This window comes from Microbacterium lacus, from assembly GCF_039531105.1.
Lineage (GTDB): Bacteria > Actinomycetota > Actinomycetes > Actinomycetales > Microbacteriaceae > Microbacterium > Microbacterium lacus.
Window position 1 is genome coordinate 3,130,728 of sequence record NZ_BAAAPK010000001.1, and the last position, 12,597, is coordinate 3,143,324.

General features: G+C 70.1%; 13 protein-coding genes. 3 read left to right on the forward strand and 10 right to left on the reverse strand.

The window, feature by feature from the left end:
- Window positions 1-32 precede the first annotated feature (32 nt).
- Together ABD197_RS14820 and ABD197_RS14825 are read right to left on the reverse strand one after the other, a co-directional pair.
- Window positions 33-1,508 carry a hypothetical protein gene (locus ABD197_RS14820; protein ID WP_344055625.1) on the reverse strand — a complete coding sequence of 492 codons (1,476 nt, stop codon included), beginning with the start codon at window positions 1,506-1,508 and terminating at the stop codon, window positions 33-35.
- Window positions 1,509-2,040: 532 nt separating this feature from the next.
- Complete coding sequence (locus ABD197_RS14825; RefSeq protein ID WP_344055626.1) at window positions 2,041-3,858, reverse strand: DUF2207 domain-containing protein; 1,818 nt, start codon at window positions 3,856-3,858, stop codon at window positions 2,041-2,043.
- Between the two features lie 42 nt (window positions 3,859-3,900).
- Between ABD197_RS14825 and ABD197_RS14830 the strand changes: the two genes are divergently transcribed.
- Entirely contained in the window at window positions 3,901-4,341 is a 441-nt protein-coding gene (locus ABD197_RS14830) for a MarR family winged helix-turn-helix transcriptional regulator (protein WP_344055627.1), read from the forward strand.
- A 2-nt stretch (window positions 4,342-4,343) separates the two neighbouring features.
- Here ABD197_RS14830 and ABD197_RS14835 read toward each other — a convergent pair whose 3' ends face one another.
- Genes ABD197_RS14835 through ABD197_RS14850 form a run of 4 tightly spaced genes read right to left on the reverse strand, consistent with a single transcriptional unit; the run spans window position 4,344 to window position 6,858 of the window.
- A complete protein-coding gene (locus ABD197_RS14835) occupies window positions 4,344-5,078 on the reverse strand; it encodes an ABC transporter permease (protein ID WP_344055628.1) in 735 nt (244 codons plus the stop codon).
- The gene (locus ABD197_RS14840; RefSeq protein WP_344055629.1) at window positions 5,075-5,875 is read right to left on the reverse strand and encodes an ABC transporter ATP-binding protein; all 801 of its coding nucleotides are present in this window, start codon (window positions 5,873-5,875) and stop codon (window positions 5,075-5,077) included. The genes ABD197_RS14835 and ABD197_RS14840 overlap by 4 nt, the downstream gene beginning before the upstream one ends.
- A gap of 47 nt (window positions 5,876-5,922) precedes the next feature.
- Window positions 5,923-6,213 carry a DUF4287 domain-containing protein gene (locus tag ABD197_RS14845; protein ID WP_344055630.1) on the reverse strand — a complete coding sequence of 97 codons (291 nt, stop codon included), beginning with the start codon at window positions 6,211-6,213 and terminating at the stop codon, window positions 5,923-5,925.
- Between the two features lie 39 nt (window positions 6,214-6,252).
- Window positions 6,253-6,858, reverse strand: a complete 606-nt coding sequence (locus ABD197_RS14850) for a TetR/AcrR family transcriptional regulator (protein ID WP_344055631.1) — start codon at window positions 6,856-6,858, stop codon at window positions 6,253-6,255.
- A gap of 79 nt (window positions 6,859-6,937) precedes the next feature.
- On the opposite strand from ABD197_RS14850, the gene ABD197_RS14855 reads away from it, so the two are divergent.
- Both ABD197_RS14855 and ABD197_RS14860 read left to right on the forward strand, forming a co-directional pair.
- Window positions 6,938-8,122, forward strand: coding sequence for a low temperature requirement protein A (locus tag ABD197_RS14855; RefSeq protein WP_344055632.1), 1,185 nt, complete (start codon window positions 6,938-6,940; stop codon window positions 8,120-8,122).
- Window positions 8,123-8,370: 248 nt separating this feature from the next.
- The gene (locus tag ABD197_RS14860) at window positions 8,371-9,432 is read left to right on the forward strand and encodes a hypothetical protein (protein ID WP_344055633.1); all 1,062 of its coding nucleotides are present in this window, start codon (window positions 8,371-8,373) and stop codon (window positions 9,430-9,432) included.
- A 143-nt stretch (window positions 9,433-9,575) separates the two neighbouring features.
- Here the strand turns inward: ABD197_RS14860 and ABD197_RS14865 are convergent, their stop codons facing one another.
- The 4 genes from ABD197_RS14865 to ABD197_RS14880 are packed head-to-tail and all read right to left on the reverse strand — an operon-like array spanning window position 9,576 to window position 12,561.
- Window positions 9,576-11,075 (reverse strand): L-serine ammonia-lyase, iron-sulfur-dependent, subunit alpha, encoded by a 1,500-nt coding sequence (locus ABD197_RS14865; protein ID WP_344055634.1) that lies wholly within the window; start codon window positions 11,073-11,075, stop codon window positions 9,576-9,578.
- A 30-nt stretch (window positions 11,076-11,105) separates the two neighbouring features.
- On the reverse strand, window positions 11,106-11,438 hold the full coding sequence (locus ABD197_RS14870; RefSeq protein ID WP_344055635.1) for a hypothetical protein: 333 nt from the start codon (window positions 11,436-11,438) through the stop codon (window positions 11,106-11,108).
- Window positions 11,435-12,025 (reverse strand): Asp23/Gls24 family envelope stress response protein, encoded by a 591-nt coding sequence (locus ABD197_RS14875; protein ID WP_344055636.1) that lies wholly within the window; start codon window positions 12,023-12,025, stop codon window positions 11,435-11,437. The genes ABD197_RS14870 and ABD197_RS14875 overlap by 4 nt, the downstream gene beginning before the upstream one ends.
- A complete protein-coding gene (locus ABD197_RS14880) occupies window positions 12,022-12,561 on the reverse strand; it encodes an RNA polymerase sigma factor (protein WP_344055637.1) in 540 nt (179 codons plus the stop codon). Before ABD197_RS14880 ends, ABD197_RS14875 begins: the two co-directional genes overlap by 4 nt.
- Window positions 12,562-12,597 lie beyond the last annotated feature (36 nt).

Genomic DNA, 12,597 nt, shown 5'->3' on the forward strand with positions numbered 1-12,597 from the left:
GCCGAACAGCCCGGCGGCGCGCCCTGCACCGGTCAGGAAGCCGGCTGCCCCGTCGATCGGACGGCGGTGAGCCCGGCCGGACGCGCCACGACCTGCGGCGCGATCCCGTCGCGCGTCGTGGGCAGCGGGAGGATCCTGCGCAGCTCGATGTTCTCGATCGGGTCGAGCACCGAGTGCTGGACGCACGCCGGCACGAGCCTGCCGTCCTCCGGGTGCGACATCGCGTACATGCAGGATCCGAGCCGCTCCTGCGTCTCCTTCAGCAGCGGGTCGTCCGCGACGATGCCCTGCTCCATGAGCTTCCAGGCCGGCGCGACCTGCTCGGCATCCATGAAGTTGTGCACGACGAACGTCTTGAACGACAGCTTGCCCCGGCGGGCGGCACGCAGGACGCGACGGACGCCGCCACCGCGGCGCAGCACGCGCCGGGCGAGGCCGATGAGCGGCGCGATGTCACCCGGGTGCGCGGCGATCGCCCGGATGACCTTCACCGTCAGGACGCCCTTGGGGACGTCGCCGAAGATCATGCCGCCGAAGTGATCGAGGAATCGGTCGCGCGCGGCGATGTCCTTCGGGTCCTCCGGGTCCAGGAGCGGTGCGAACGTGCCTCCGACGCGCATGCCCACGGTCGAACGGTTGCAGCGGGGATCGCCGAACTGCGTGGCCTGCCACGGCAGCTTCTGCCCCGCGCCCTTCTCGATGCGCTCCCAGACGGCGTCGATCGTGACCTCGCCGAAGTCTTCGCGCCAGCGCCGGTCGTCGCCGATGAAGGCCGCCGGCTGGAACGACATCATGTCGAAGGGCATCTCGAGCACGTCGCGGGTGACCTGCTCGACCTCGTCGACGTTCGAGGGGGTGACGGTCATGTTGTGGGCGAGGTAGCGGTTCACCCCGTGATCGCGCTTGAGATCGACGAACATCTGCGCGAACTTCTCGCGGAACGGGTTGAGCTCGGCTTCGCTGCGGGGACGCACGGCACCCCGGCGGCCGCGCATGAGCGAGTCGAAGTGCGCAGCGAAGGACACCTTCTCGAAGCGCGGCTTGCCGTCGGCATCCAGGACGAGGTCGAGGAGGTACTCGTAGTCGAAATCGCCGTGCGTCATCGACATCGGCTCGCGACCGACCGCGCGCATCGCCAGCAGCGCCTGGGCGTGGTCCTCGGCGGAGAGCAGGCTCACCTCTCCGCCGATGAGCTGCGCATGGGCGCGCGGGCCGCGCACCTGGCGGAGGAAGTCCATCTGGCGGGCGACGTTGTCGACGGTGTGGTCTCCGTCGATGCGCACTTTGTTCGCATCGGCGGAGTGATAGCAGGGCGAACACGTGAGGTTGCACTTCGGGAAGACCCCGTGGGTCCCCTCGCAGCCGACCGCGCACCGACCCAGAAGCTGGTTCGGTGTCTTCACGTGCTCGGGCAACTCCGCCCAGCGCCGGTCCAGCGCCCTGCGGGTATCCGGATGGATCGGGCGGGTGTCCAGCTCGAAGCGTCGAAGTGCCGTCGCGATGGCCATGGTGTCCTTCCGTCTGCGAGCAGGCACGCTGTAGCGAGGACCTGCATCAGTTGTTCGGCGACGCGGCGGCGCCGGATTGTCCGACTTCGACCGCGCGGACTTCTCGAGTCGGCGTCCGATGACCCCATTCAAAACAATCACGAAAAGATAACGAGACGCCCTTCCCTTTCGTTACCTCCCCGTTATAGAGTGCAAGCACGGAAGTTGTTTGCTGTGGCAACGACCGCATGTGATTGCAGGACACTCTTGGTGCAAGGGACAAGGGCCGGTCGGGTTCTCCGACCGGCCCTTCACCATGCGTCCGACCGGAGTGATCGGCACGCTCTCCCGCGCGCTGAGGCGTCCCGCGACGCAATCACGAAAAGATAACGGCGAGCTCTTCCCTTCGTTACCTCACCGTTATAGAGTGAGTGCACGGAAGTTGTTTGCTGTGGCAACGACCGCATGTGATTGCAGGACACTCTTGGTGCAAGGGACAAGGGCCGGTCGGGAGCCTCTCCGACCGGCCCTTACTCTTGCCCGGTGTGCGCGCTCAGACGCCGCCGCCGCCCCCGCCGCCCCCGCCGCCGCCGGCCGAGCCGCCCCCGCTCGAACCGCCCGACGTGGACGACGATGAGGCCGAACTGGCCGAGAGCGAGCCGATTCCCGACGAGAAGGACGCGGCGCTGAAGCCGTGGCTCCCGGCGTACCAGGTCGGCGAGCTCTCCGGCCCGTAGAGCACCGCGAGGCGCTCGGCCCACTGTTTCTCCTGCCCGAACACGACGGCGTACGGCAGCAGGGCCTCGTACAACTTCAGCATCCCGGCCGGATCCGACGGATCGACGCGCACGCGCTCTGCACCCTGAGGCGATTGCAGCATGCGGATGCGATCCGCCTCCGCCCATTCGATGAACTCCTCGAGCCCGCGCAGGTGATCGCGCACCTCCGCCCCCTTCGCGGAGAGGGGATTGCGGGAGACGAGGACGATCACGACGAAGAACGCGAGGAAAGCGCCGATCATGGTCAGGATCGGGATGAGCGGGAACACCGAGGCGTCGAGGGCGAGGAACGCGCTGAACACGACCGCCGCACCCGTCGCGACCATCGCGAGGACGGGCCACGCCCGCACACCACCGGGGATCTTCTTGCGCAGGCCTCGGCGGGTGAGCTCGCCGGTCGCTGCCTTCAGGATCCGCTGCGCCGCCGCCGACAGCCGCGTGTCGGTGCTGCCGAACTCGTATTCGGCGCCGGGCTCCATGAAGGGGAAGAGCCCCGCCAGCAGCGCCCGGCCGTCGCCGTCCGCACGCGACGGGTCGACGAGCTGCGCCTTGAGCTTGACGCCGCCGAACAGCTTCCGCTCCCCCTCGACGATCCGGATGCTGCCCACCACCGCCTGCTCGAGGACCTCGGCCGGGATCGCCTTCGACGTCTTGCCGAGCAGCACCGCGCTCTCCAGCGCGTCCATGCCGGGAGGCGGCGTGTACTCCGCGATGATCGTCGGCCGTCCGGGCTCGTCGCTCAGGCGTCGGACGCGCGTCACGATCGCGAAGACGAGCGCGGCGAGCGCCGCGAGCGCCGCGAGGCCATTCACCCAGCCCCACGGCGAGGCGAGGTAGGAGTCGTCGAACGGCGCGAACGTGCCCTGCGCGAAAGCGACGGAGATCGTCATGGTCTGATACGCCGGCACCGGCGCGGCGGTCGCCTCGAACGTCACCGCGCCGTCGGGGGCGGCATCCGAGGACAGTCCGCACGTGTCCCCCGACCCCTGGAAGCCGAGGTAGCAGGCCTGCCCTCCTGCGAGGGAGTCCGCCAGATCCGGGGGGACGATCAGCCGCACCGTCACCCGCCCGAAGTCCTGCTGCCACTCGGTGCCGTTGACGTCCCAGTAGAACTCGTCCACACCGGTGTCGGAGAAGTACCGCGCGACGTTCTCGAGCTCGTAGGTGAAGACGTACGTCTGCACGCCGCGGACGTAGTCGTCGGCCCGGGATGTCATGGAGAAGACGCCGTCCTCGGACGCGGTCTCGGACTCGCGCGGGTTGCCCTCCCCGTCGGTGATCGAGATGAGGCGCGGGTTCAGCGGAGCGTCGAGATACGAATCGGGGATGCTGCGCCGCATGCCCCTGTTCTGGTCGTAGTCCGGGAAGCGGGCCACGAAGGTCTCCTCGACGCGCAGGGTGCTCGTGCCGTCGTCGGCCCGACCGAGCGTGTACTGCACGTCCAGGCTGTCGAACGAGAAGTCGTTCACGTTCGTGGAGACCGCGGTGCTCCCGTCGTCGCCGAAATCGACCGAGCAGGCGGTGAGCACCGCGATCGGCAGAACCGCCAGCGCGACCAGCGCGACCAGTGCGCGCCACATCTTCTGCCCCATGAGGGCCAGCCTAGAACGGGCCGCTTGTCTTACAGTGGTGCCATGAGCGACCGGCGACTGGCGATCGATGCCTGGGAGAGCCTGTTCCGCGCGCAGCACGAGGTGTTCACCGAGATCGCGTGCGACTTCGACGACACGGGTCTGTCGCAGGCCGAGTACGACGTGCTGCTCACCGTGACGCGCGGCGACGGGATGACCGCGCGCCTGCGCGACGTGACGGCCAACATGCTGATCAGCCAGCCGAGCGTCTCCCGCCTCGTGGACCGGATGGCCGCGCGCGGACTCGTGACGAAGTGCGCAGACCCGGAGGACGGCCGCGGCGCACTCGTCCGCGCCACCGCGGAAGGCGCAGGCGCCTTCCGCCGCGTCGCCTCCGCGCACGGTCGCTCGATCGCCGACCGGATGTCGCTGCTGAGCGACGAAGAGCTCGCGCAGCTGCGCGATCTCACCGCGAAGCTGCGCTCCCGACCCGCGGGCTGCTGAGGTCAGTCGGTTCGCCGCCGCAGAGTGAGCGCCGCCACGACGAGCGACCCGACCGCGAACGCCGCCACGATCAGGATGGGTCGGATCAGATCCGCACCTTCGTCGCCCGCCGTGACGGCATTGACCGCGTCGATGGCGTAGCTCAGCGGAAGCCAGTCCGAGATCGCGTACAGCGCGGCGGGCATCTCGTCCCGCGGCATGAACAGCCCGCCGAGCAGGATCTGCGGGAACACGAGCAGAGGCATGAACTGCACGGCCTGGAACTCCGTGTGCGCGAACGCGCTCGCGAGAAGGCCGAGGGCGGACCCGAGCACCGCGTCGACGACCGCGACCAGTCCGAGCTGCCAGACCGGCCCCTGCACGTCCAAACCGCACGCGAGGACGGCGAAGGCGACGGTGATCACCGCCTGGACGGTCGCTGCCAGACCGAACGCCAGCGCATACCCGACGATGAAGTCGGCCTTTCCGAGCGGTGTCGTCATGAGCCGCTCCAGCGTTCCCGACCGGCGCTCGCGCAGGGTCGTGATCGAGGTGATGAGGAACATCACGATGAAGGGGAAGAGCGCGAGGATCGCCCCGCCGAACTGATCGAACACTCCGGCCTGCTCACTGAAGAGCCACGCGAAGAGTCCCACCAGCAAGCTCGGCGCCACGAGCATGAGCGCGATCGACCGCGGGTCGTGGCTGAGCTGACGGAGCACGCGGCCCGCCGTGGAGAGCGTGCGTGCGGCGTTCACAACCGCCCTCCGCTCCGGCGCGAACGCCGGCTGGGTGGATGCCGATCGCCGTCGTCCGCGCGGGCGATGAGCGCGAGGAAGGCCGCGTCCGGGTCGGAGGTGCCCGTGTCGGCCAGCAGGGACTCCGGCGTGGTGTCGGCGATGACGCGACCGGCCCGCAACAGGATCAGGCGATCGCAGCGGACGGCTTCGTCCATGACGTGACTGCTCACGATGAGCGTCGCGCCACGGTCGGCGAGCGAGCGGAAGATCGCCCACAGCTCGGCGCGCAGGACCGGATCCAGCCCCACCGTCGGCTCATCGAGCACGATCAGCGCAGGCGAGCCGAGCATCGCCACCGCGAGGGACACCCGGCTCTTCTGCCCACCGCTGAGGGAGGTGACCGTCTGATCCGCCTGATCCGCGAGGCCCACCTCGGTGATGACGCGCGCGATGTCGCTGCGGGGCGCTCCGATGAGACGGGCGAAATATGTCAGGTTCTGACGGACCGTGAGGTCGTCGTACACCGACGCCGCCTGGGTGTCGTAAGCCACACGGTGCCGCTGCAGCGCGGAGCCGGCCGGCTCTGCGAGAACCTCGACGTCTCCCCCGGCGATTCTCTGCACCCCGACGATCGATCGGATCAGCGTGGTCTTGCCGCATCCCGACGGACCGAGGAAGCCGGTGATGCGGCCTCGGGGAATCGCGAGATCGAGGCCGTCGAACACGACCGTACGGCCCCGCGTCACGCGCAGCCCGCGAACGCTCACCGCCACATCAGCCGACGCCGACAGCGCGGCATCCTCGATATTCATCATGCGATGAATATCGCGCCGCTTGTGCGGCGCGTCAAGACCCGCGCGCGTCAGCCGGCGGGGTTGGTCGCCTTGCCGTCGAGCCAGAGTGTGTCCGTCGCGTCGCTGTGCGTGCCGCCGGAGCCCACGTGCTTCGCGTCGATCCGATCGCCCTTGGTGATCACGTGCACGAGTGCCATGGCATGGCCGCGACCAAGACCGTAGTCCTCCGCGAGCCACGCGATGATCTCGCCGGCCTTCGTTCCGGGTCCGAAGCCTCGGGCGTCCGCGAGGGCGACGAACTCCCGCGGCGTGAGCCCGGTCTTGCCTTCGATGTTGTCGAGGTATGCCTGAAAGGACATACTTCCTCCGTTCGGTTGCGCGTCACGCCGTCAGGGGCGTCAGCTGGTGAGATAAGCCTGGACTGCGGGGCCGACACGCCGGACGATCTCGTCGACGTCGGCCGAGGCGAGGGCCGGCAGCTGCAGCACGTGACGGGCGATGAGCAGCCCGGCGATCTGGCTGGCCACGAGGGAGGCGCGGAGGGCGGCATCGGGGACCTGGAGCCGGCCTGCGATGCGCCCGATCAGTTCGCGTCGCAGAAACCCGGCCAGCAACGGGGTCGTGAGGCGGTTGCCGATCCCGGCGCGCAGCAGCGTGATGCCGCGCGTGCGCACATCGGGGTGCTCCCACGCCTCGAGGACGTACCGGACGATCCGCTCGCCGAGCTCGTCGTCGGGCCCGTCCAGAAGCTGCGGGATGTCCAGGTCGGGACGCATCGGCGCACCGACCACCTGCGTGAAGAGATCCGCCTTCGTGCCGAAGTAATGATGGACGAGCGCGGCGTCCACGCCGGCTCGCGCCGCGATGCCGCGCATGGTCGCACCGTCGTAGCCCAGCTCTCCGAACTCATCGACCGCGGCTGAGACGATGCGGTCCGGTGCGTCCGACTCGCCGCCCTTCGGGCGACCGCGACGCCGGGGGGTCGGCACCACGAACTCGGGCATGCGGTCAGCCTAGACCGGGTGCCGCAGCGACCGGCGGCGGCATCCGCGTCCACGGCCCCGGACGGTGCCAGGATGAGGCATGACCTTCGGGATGCGGCGCGATGTGCTGCGGCCGGCCGACTCGTCGCGGGCCGACCGCGTGACGTACGTCGAGCTGTTCTTCGACCTCGTCTTCGTCTTCGCGCTGACGCAGCTCTCCGCCTACCTCTACGAGAACCAGACCCCGCTCGGCGCCCTCGAGGGCGTGATCATGGTGTGCGCGCTGTGGTGGACATGGGTCTCGACGACGTGGGTGACGAACTGGCTCGATCCGGTCAAGCTCCCGGTGCGCGGCGCGGTGGTCGCCCTCGCGTTCGTCTCGTTCGTGATGAGCGTCGCGATCGCGGAGGCCTTCGGCGATCGGGCGTGGACGTTCGCGGTCGCCTACGTCGTGCTCCAGCTCGGCCGGACCGCGTTCATGGTCTGGGCGACGCGGCGGCACGGCGCGGCGGTTTCGCAGGACTTCACGCGCATCCTCGTCTGGCTCTCGGCGGGTGCCGTGCTGTGGATCGGCGGCGCGCTGGCTCCCCTGTCGCTGCAGCTGCCGCTCTGGGCCGCAGCGCTCGGCGTCGAGCTGGTCGGGACGATGCTGGGGTACCCGGTGCCCGGCCGCGGGCGCGTGGATCTGGCCGCGTGGGACGTCTCGGGTCCGCACATCGCGGAGCGCACCGCCCTGTTCGTGCTGATCGCGCTCGGCGAGGGGCTCCTGGTCACCGGCTTCGCGTTCGTCGCCACGGAGTCCTCGCCCGAGAGCATCGCCGCGATGATCGCGGCATTCGTCGCGGCGGCATCCGCGTGGTGGATCTATTTCGATCACGGCGAGCGCATCGGCGCGGAGGCGATCGACGCGTCGCCCGCGCCCGGTCGTCTCGTGCGGACGGCCTACACCTGGATCCACCTCGCGATCGTGGCGGGGATCGTCCTGCTGAGCGTCGGCGACAAAGAGGCCCTCGGCCACCCGCACGAGCACGATGTGCCCGCGACCGTGGTCACCCTCGGCGGACCTCTCCTGTTCCTCGTGGGGACACTCCTGTTCCGCCGGGTGCTCGAGCATCGATGGGTCCGTGCGCAGATCGCGGGCCTGGTCGGCATCCTGCTGCTCATCCCGGCCGCCCTCGTCCTCGACGCCCTCGGCGAGTCCCTCGCCGTCGCCGCGGTACTCGCACTCACCGCAGCGGCCGAGACCGTCGCCCGCGTACGACGGGGGCGGCGCGCCGGCGGCTGAGGTCCGGGGGCTGGCCCTTCGCTGGACACGATGCGCGGCATCCGCGCTTCACGGACCGCAGATCAGGTCCACCGAGCGGCCGCACTCCGGCTTCGGTGGGCGGAATTCGCCCCTTCGGTCGCGAGTGCGCAGCGCATGGCGTCCACCGAACTCCGGGCCATTCCTCCCCAACTCCCGTGCCGCTGCGGTTTCTGCACCGCTTCGTCCGGCTCGCCCCGACGGGGCCGGCCCAGGGGAAGGGTGAGGGGATGCCGCGCCGCCCGTCACCGCTTCCCCCACCGCTCGGCGACACATTCTCGGTGCGCGCCGCGCGCGAGGCCGGCGTGACCGGCGCGCGCCTCCGCGCGCGAGACCTGGAGTCGCCCTTCAGCGGAGTGCGACGTCTGCGAAAGCCGGACGAGGTTCCGCAGGATCACGACGACTCTCCGACGGCAGCGTGCGCACGGGTCGCGACTGCCCGGCTGGTATCGACAGCGCACGCGTACGGCACGGTGATGTCCGAAGAGGCGTTCTTCTGCCACGTCACCGCCGCCGCGATCTGGGGCCTGCCGCTGCCGTTGCGCGTGCTCCGCATGGAATCCCGATCGAGTCCGACCGGCACGCGGGGTGAGCGGCCGATCGATGTGGGCGTCCGCCTTCCACGGCGCGGCCCACGCGTCTCCGGCGTCCGGACACACCGGCTCGCCGGGGAGCTGCTCTCTGTGCGCGAGGTCGGCGGACGGCGCGTCACGAGTCCGGCCACCACCTGGGCCCAGCTCGCGGAGGAGCTGACCGTGGACGAGCTGATCATCGTCGGCGATGCGATCGTGCACCAGCCCCGCGGCAGGAACGCGATCAAGGGCGCGCCCGGTTCGGGTCTGGCGACACTCGATCAGCTTGCCGCGGCGGCGACCGCGGGCAGGAGAACCGGGGTGGAGAAGCTCCGCCAGGCGCTTCCCCACATCCGGGCCGGGAGCATGTCACCGCCGGAGACGCAGCTCCGTCTCGCTGCGACCCGAGCGGGGTTACCCGAACCGGCGCTCGACTTCGACGTCCTCGATCCGAGCGGTGCGATGATCGGCTTCACCGAACTCGCGTATCCCCGATGGATGATCCTGATCGAGTTCGAAGGAGACCACCACCGTGTGAGTCGTGCACAGTGGGACCGCGACATCGAGAAGCACGCCCGCTGCGTCGAGCTCGGCTGGAACGTTCTGCGGTTCACCGGCCGGCATGTCTACCCGACCCCGGAGCCGGCCGTCGCGAGGATCCGCGCCGCGCTCGTGCGCGCGGGATGGCACCCCGGACCGGAGCCGCGCATTGCACGTTGACTCGGTGGACGGCATCCGTCGACACGGCGCCGACGTCAACGCACAATGCGTCCACCTGCGCCCTGCCCCGCGAACTCGGTGGACACCATCCGAGGCGATCGCCCGATGGATGCGACGCATCAGGCCGACCGAACGCCTGGCGCTCAGCACTCGATGACGTTCACCGCGAGGCCGCCCTCGCTGGTCTCCTTGTACTTCGTGGACATGTCGATCCCGGTCTGACGCATCGTCTCGACGACGGCGTCGAGCGAGACGTAGTGACTGCCGTCGCCGCGCAGCGCGAGGCGGGCGGCGGTCACGGCCGTCGACGCGGCGATCGCGTTGCGCTCGATGCACGGGATCTGCACGAGTCCGCCGACCGGATCGCACGTGAGTCCGAGGTGATGCTCCATCGCGATCTCGGCGGCGTTCTCGATCTGCCGGTTCGTGCCGCCCATCACCGCGGTGAGCCCGCCCGCCGCCATCGCGCACGCCGACCCGACCTCGGCCTGACACCCGCCCTCGGCGCCCGAGATCGACGCGTTCGCCTTGAACAGCGACCCCAGCGCGGTCGCCGTGAGGAGGAACCGACGGATGCCGCGCCGGCGGTTCGCCTCGGCGACGAGCTCTTCGTCCACGACGTCGGGAACCACCGGCCCGAGCTGCTGTCGGGCGGCGAAGCCGAGGAGGGCGCTTCCGACGAGCTCGCCGTGCGGCGTCACCGCGTTGCCGACGCCGAGCCCGGAGTCGGCGAGGAAGCGCCACCAGTACATCGCGACGGCGGGGAGGATGCCGGCCGCTCCGTTCGTGGGAGCGGTGACGACCCGTCCGCCGGCAGCGTTCTCCTCGTTCACGGCGAGCGCGAACGCGCCCAGCCACTCGCCCGGGAGCTCGCGGTGGCCGCCGGCCTCCGCGTCCTCGAGCTGCGCACGGATCGCGCCCGCACGGCGTTTGACGCGCAGCATCCCGGGAAGCACGCCGTCCGAGTGCAGGCCCGCCTCCACGCACGCGGCCATGGTGTCCCAGATGCGGTCGAGGCCGTCGGCGATCTCCTCGTCCGACCGCAGCGCCTCCTCGTTCATGCGTGCGGCTTCGGCGATCGTGATGCCGCGCTCGTCGCACAGCGCGATGAGCGCTTCCGCACTGTCGAACGCGAGCGGATACGCGTGCGCGGCGACGCGCGGCGGCTCGCCCTCGCGCCGGATGAACCCGCCTCCGACGGAGTAGTAGGTGTCCGCCGCCAGGGGTGCGGCATCCGCCCCCCAGGCCTCGAGCGTCATCGCGTTGGGATGCCCGGGCAGGCGGGTGCGCGGGGCGAACGCGATGTCGGTCTTCTCGAACGGCACCGCGTGCGTGCCGGCCAACAGGAGCGATTCGCCCGCCGTCCAGTCGGTCCACGCCGCGCGGACCTCTGCGGGCTCGACGGTCTCGGGCGAGAGCCCGCGCAGGCCTGCGACGACCGCGTCGGGGGTGCCGTGTCCGATGCCGGTCGCGCCGAGCGACCCGTACAGGGTGCAGGTCACCCGTGAGACGCGATCGAGCAGTCGCTCCTCGCGCAGACGGGTCGCGAAATCGTGGGCCGCCCGCATGGGGCCGACCGTGTGGGAGCTCGAGGGTCCTACTCCGATGGAGAACAGCTCGAACGCCGAGACGTATGCGCTCACACGCTCCAGGCTACGCCGCCGGCTCCTCGACTACTGGATGCGCGCGACCTGGATGCGGACGAGCGTGTCCTCCTCGGGGTGCCGTGCGAGCAGCGCGTCGGCGACCCGGCCCGCCACGTCGCGCGCGGAGTCCTGAGCCGAGGCGGCGATGCGCGCCGTCACGGACGTGCCGCCGGACTCGGGACGCACGGATACGCTCGGCGTCGCCACGGACGTGCCGGTCACCGCGGCGACGACTCTGCCGGAGACGAGGCCCAGCGTGCTCTGCGCGGGGAAGAGGCCGGCGACGCCGTCGACCGCGAGCACGGCCGCATCGTCCGTGAAATCCTCACCCGGGGCGGGAATGGGGTCGATCGTGCTCATCCTCGGTCCTTCAGGCTTTCGACGCCGTGGATGTCCTCCACGGTGACGTTGACGGCAGTGACGTTCAGGTCGGTGTGCTGGGCGAGGACCCGGCGGACGAGTTCCTGCAACGTCGCGGAGAGTTCCTGCATCGGCATCCCCCACGCGACGCTCGCGCTGAGGCGGATCTCCACCGGCGCTCCGGGCTCCTCGGCATCGCCGATGATCTCGGTGCGGCCGACGTACAGTCCGTCGATCGTGTCGCCCGTCGCGCGCAGCAGCGAACGCACCGCCCCCTCGGTCACCGTGATGTGCACCCGGGGGTCGGGATGCCGGATCGGGAACTCGCGGCCGGCGCGCAGCTCGGTGCGCACGGTGTCCATGATCGCGGCGAACCAGCTCTCGGGCGGCGCGGGCAGCTGGGCGGCGTCTTCGCTGATGAGGTCGCGCGACAGGACACCGACGCGGGTCAGGGCATCGAGGGCGTTCAGGCACGAGGGGCATTCCTCGATCGACGGATCGCGCGGGACCCGCCCGCGATCGAGGTAGTCACTGAGCTCTTCGAGCGTCTTGCCGCAGTCGAGGACCGGGGCGTCGAAATCGCTCATCGCCATTCCTCCATTCGGATCATGATGCTCGTTCTGGCTCGCGCCAGGTTTCCGCGGACGGTGCTGACCGGGAGATCGAGTTCTGCCGCGATCTCGTGGTAGCTCATGTCCGCCACTTCCCGGAGCAGCCAACACCGCCGCTGCCCTTCCGGCAGCTCATCCAGTGCGAGCGACAGCGCGTGCAGCTGGGCGTTGCGCACTGCTCGCGATTCGGGCTGCGTATCGGCCGAAACCGCGACGTCGAAACCTTCCAGCGCGGCCTCCGAGGGCCTTCTCTTCACCTGCAGGAGCGCCTCTCGGCTGGCGATCCTCATCAACCAGGCTCTCACAGCCGAGCCGTCGCGCAAGGTGGGGAGCTGGTTCCACGCCACCAGGAACGCGTCCTGCACCACGTCGTCCGCCGCCGAGAGCGACCCGACGATCCGCGAGACGTAGGCGCGCATGAGGGGCGAGTGCCTCCGCACGAGCTCGCCGAAGGCATCGGCATCCTGATCCACCGCCCGCTCGACCAGGATCTGGTCGGAGATCTCGCCCAAAGACGCGGTTTCCCACGTTCCTCCACCGGCCACCAA